The sequence below is a fragment of the Mesorhizobium sp. M5C.F.Ca.IN.020.32.2.1 genome, from assembly GCF_004023105.1.
GTDB classification, from domain to species: Bacteria; Pseudomonadota; Alphaproteobacteria; order Rhizobiales; family Rhizobiaceae; genus Mesorhizobium; species Mesorhizobium wenxiniae.
In genome coordinates, this window is the sequence record NZ_RZSX01000568.1 from 1 (window position 1) to 4225 (window position 4225).

Genomic DNA, 4225 nt, shown 5'->3' on the forward strand with positions numbered 1-4225 from the left:
TTCGGCGACATCCCCCCGCAAGGGGGGAGATTAGGCTCTCTGCGCCAGCCTTGCGCTCTCAACAGCAATGCCGAGCAGCGCCTGCCGTGCCAGCGCGACCGAGAGATCCGGCCGCCGGCGGGTATGCAGGACCGCCGTCTGTAATCGGGTCAAAGCGCGGCCAAGCGCCTCGCTGCTCCAACGTTCGAGGGCTTTCTCCACCAGCTTGCGCCGCGAGAAAAAAACCGGCGGGCGCGCCGCGGCAACGACTGAAGCGGCGTTGCGGCCGCCGGTGTCCATTAGGCCGCGCATCGCCTGGATCGCCTGCAGCTGCCGCATCGCCGAGGAAAGCACCAGAAAAGCTTGGCCGCCGGACTGGCAGTGGCGGGTGAAGGCCATGTCGAAATCGCCGACCTTGCCCTCGAGCAAGGCATCGACGGCGTCGTCGAAGGACAGACCGGAGACGTCGCCCGAAGTCGCCTTGACGTCGTCGAGGCCGACTTCGGTCTGGCCGTGGGCGTAGAGCACCAGCTTCTCGATCTCGCCGCGCGAGGCCAGCCGGTCGCCGCCGAGGTTGCGGCGCAGCGCCTGGCGGGCCTCCAGCGTCATCGACATGCCGGCCTTGCGCAATTCGTCGTCGATGACCGTGTCGATGTCGCGGGCCTCGTCGGCATAGCACGGCAGCGCCATGGCAATGTCCGCCGCCTCAACGATGGCGCGCAGCCCGACGCCCTTCTTCAGGTCCCCGGCCTCGATCAGTATGATCGCGTCCCGCGCGGGCTCAGCAGTCAGCGCCTTGACGTCGTCGGCCAGGGCCTTCTGGCCGGAGGCATTGCGCACCCAGAGCAGGCGCCGGTCCGAAAACATCGGCACGGTGCGAGCCTCGTCGAGCAGGCGGCCTTCGTCGCGATCGACTTCCGAACCGTCCAGCCTGACCACCGAGAACGGATCGTCGAGCGGCAGGCCGGTTTTGCCGGCAAAGGCCTTTGCACGCTCGGCGACGAGCCCACGATCGGGACCATAGAGCAGGACGACCGAGATGCGCGGATCCGGCCGCGCTAGCCACGAATCGACCTCATAACCTTTCTTCTGTGCCATCGGGCTCTGGTTAGCATGAATGCGGGCGCGGGGTGAACAAAAGGACGCCGCTATCTTCCGAAACACCTATAGCACAGCGCCCTCTCTGTCCCGCCGACATCTCCCCGGGTATAGGAATTTCGAGAGGTTGCCGATCTTGCAGGACCAGGTTTCCTCGCCCCGCAAAGCGGGGGAGAGGTGGCAGTTAAGCGGTGGGAGAGGGGGCAACCACGCTGGCGAGCCTCTGAATCATTCAGGTCGCGCCTTCCCCCTCTCCGTTCGGCTTTGCCGAGCCACCTCTCCCCCATTTCATGGGGGCGAGGAACCCGTTGCAAGCCCAAAAATACCGGCTCTTGCGCCAAATCAGGCCGGACCATTCGCCTAGTTGCGCGCGGCACCAGAAGATCGACAAGAAATTTCGGCGACATATCTGCATCTTGGCTGGCGGTATCGGGGAGGCGGCCTTTCTGTGGTCGTTCCCGGTTGAAGCACCAGCCGGCGAATTGGCACTGGTCTGGCGGTGTGCAAAGATCGCACCGGGCAACATTGGAGGACGAAGGTCATGGCTGATGCGGGACTATTGCGCTTCCATGTGCCGGAACCGGAGGTGCGGCCGGGCGGGACGCCTGACTTTTCCAATGTGACCATCCCCAAGGCCGGCTCGGTGCCGCGTCCCGAGATCGACGTCGATCCGCGCACCATCCGCGACATGGCCTTCTCGATCATCCGCGTGCTCAACCGCGCCGGCGAGGCGGTCGGACCCTGGGCTGGCCTGCTTTCCGACGACGAATTGCTGGAAGGACTGCGCCACATGATGACGCTGCGCAGCTTCGATGCGCGCATGCAGATGGCGCAGCGGCAGGGCAAGACCTCCTTCTACATGCAGCATCTGGGCGAGGAGGCGGTGAGCTGCGCCTTCCGCAAGGCGCTGGCGCTGGGCGACATGAATTTTCCGACCTATCGTCAGGCAGGCCTGCTCATCGCCGACGGCTATCCAATGGTCACGATGATGAACCAGATCTATTCGAACGAGGCCGACCCGCTGAAGGGGCGGCAGCTGCCGATCATGTATTCGTCGAAGGAGCACGGCTTCTTCTCGATCTCCGGCAATCTGGCGACGCAATATATCCAGGCGGTCGGCTGGGCGATGGCTTCGGCGATCAGCAATGATTCGAAGATCGCCGCCGCCTGGATCGGCGACGGTTCGACGGCCGAGTCCGACTTCCATTCGGCGCTGGTGTTCGCCTCGACCTACAAGGCGCCGGTCGTGCTCAACGTCGTCAACAACCAGTGGGCGATCTCGACCTTCCAAGGCATCGCCCGGGGCGGCTCCGGCACTTTCGCCGCCCGCGGTCTCGGCTTCGGCATTCCGTCGCTGCGGGTCGATGGCAACGACTATCTCGCCGTCCATGCGGTGGCGAAATGGGCGGCCGAGCGCGCGCGGAAAAATCTCGGCCCGACGCTGGTCGAATATGTCACCTATCGTGTCGGCGCGCATTCGAGCTCCGACGATCCGTCGGCTTATCGGCCGAAGGCCGAGTCCGACGCGTGGCCGCTCGGCGATCCGATCGTCAGGCTGAAGAACCATCTCATCCAGCGCAGCGTCTGGTCGGACGAGCGCCACACCCAGGCCGAAGCAGAAATCCTCGAAACAGTGATCGCGGCGCAAAGGGAGGCCGAGCGCCATGGCACGCTGCATGCCGGCGGCAAGCCTTCGGCGCGTGACATGTTCGAGGGCGTCTATGCCGAGATGCCGCCGCATCTCAGGCGCCAACGCCAGCAGGCCGGGGTCTGATCATGCCAAGACGGACAATGATCGAGGCGATCCGCGACGCCATGGACGTGTCGATGGCCCGCGACGAACGCGTCATCGTGTTCGGCGAGGATGTCGGCTTTTTCGGCGGCGTCTTCCGCTGCACGCAAGGCCTGCAGGCCAAATTCGGCAAGAGCCGCTGCTTCGATGCGCCGATCAGCGAATCCGGCATCGTCGGCTCGGCCATCGGCATGGCCGCTTACGGCCTGAAACCTTGCGTCGAAGTGCAGTTCGCCGACTATGTCTATCCGGCCTATGACCAGATTGTCTCGGAAGCGGCGCGGCTGCGCTACCGGTCGAATGGCGACTTTACCTGTCCGATCGTGGTCAGGATGCCAACCGGCGGCGGCATTTTTGGCGGCCAGACCCACAGCCAGAGTCCGGAGGCGCTGTTCACCCATGTCTCCGGCCTGAAGGTCGTGGTGCCGTCCAATCCGCATGACGCCAAGGGTCTCTTGATTGCGGCGATCGAGGATCCCGACCCGGTGATCTTCCTGGAGCCGAAGCGGCTCTACAACGGGCCCTTCGACGGCCACCACGAGCGCCCGGTGACGCCGTGGTCGAAGCATGAACTTGGCGAGGTCGCCGACGGCCACTACACGGTCCCGCTCGGCAAGGCGGTGATCCGCCGGCCGGGTGCCGCTGTCACCGTGCTCGCCTATGGCACCATGGTTTATGTCGCCGAGGCGGCGGCCGAGGAGACCGGCATCGACGCCGAGATCATCGATCTGAGGACGCTGCTGCCGCTCGATCTCGAGACGATCGTCGGCTCGGTGAAAAAGACGGGCCGCTGCGTGATCGTGCACGAGGCGACGCTGACATCCGGGTACGGCGCCGAGCTGTCGGCCCTGGTGCAGGAGAACTGCTTCTACCATCTGGAAGCGCCGGTGGCGCGGGTCGCCGGCTGGGACACGCCCTATCCGCACGCGCAGGAGTGGGACTATTTTCCCGGTCCCGCTAGGCTCGGCCGCGCGCTCGTTGAAACGATGGAAGCCTAAAAGGGGGAGGCCTGACGACGATGGGCGAATATGTGATCAAGCTGCCCGATGTCGGCGAAGGCGTCGCCGAGGCCGAGCTGGTCGAATGGCAGGTCAAGGTCGGCGATCTCGTGCGCGAGGACGCGGTGCTGGCCGCCGTCATGACCGACAAGGCGACGGTCGAGATTCCCTCGCCCGTTGACGGCGAGATCGTCTGGCTCGGTGCGGAGATCGGCGACACGGTGGCGATCGGCTCGCCCATCGTCAGATTGAAGGTGGCCGGCGAAGGCAATGTGAAGGCCGCTGCGGAATCGTCGGGAGGTGAGGCGAAAGCCACCGAGGCTACCCCCACCCCGGGCCCCTCCCCACAGGGGGGAGG

General features: G+C 65.2%; 4 protein-coding genes. 3 read left to right on the plus strand and 1 reads right to left on the minus strand.

Translation table 11 applies throughout. The annotated features are described in order from the left end of the window. Window positions 1-30: 30 nt before the first annotated feature. Entirely contained in the window at window positions 31-1077 is a 1047-nt protein-coding gene (gene holA / locus EOA86_RS24415) for a DNA polymerase III subunit delta (RefSeq protein WP_127209806.1), read from the minus strand. 541 nt (window positions 1078-1618) lie between these two features. On the opposite strand from holA, the gene EOA86_RS24420 reads away from it, so the two are divergent. The 3 genes from EOA86_RS24420 to EOA86_RS24430 form a co-directional block, all read left to right on the plus strand. After that, window positions 1619-2851: a 3-methyl-2-oxobutanoate dehydrogenase (2-methylpropanoyl-transferring) subunit alpha gene (locus tag EOA86_RS24420; protein WP_128344009.1), complete on the plus strand. Its 1233-nt coding sequence runs from the start codon at window positions 1619-1621 to the stop codon at window positions 2849-2851. Window positions 2852-2853: 2 nt separating this feature from the next. Then, window positions 2854-3867, plus strand: coding sequence for an alpha-ketoacid dehydrogenase subunit beta (locus EOA86_RS24425; RefSeq protein ID WP_128344011.1), 1014 nt, complete (start codon window positions 2854-2856; stop codon window positions 3865-3867). A 20-nt stretch (window positions 3868-3887) separates the two neighbouring features. Beyond that, window positions 3888-4225, plus strand: a 338-nt coding sequence (locus EOA86_RS24430; RefSeq protein ID WP_348633366.1) for a biotin/lipoyl-containing protein, incomplete at its 3' end; no start/stop codon positions are given.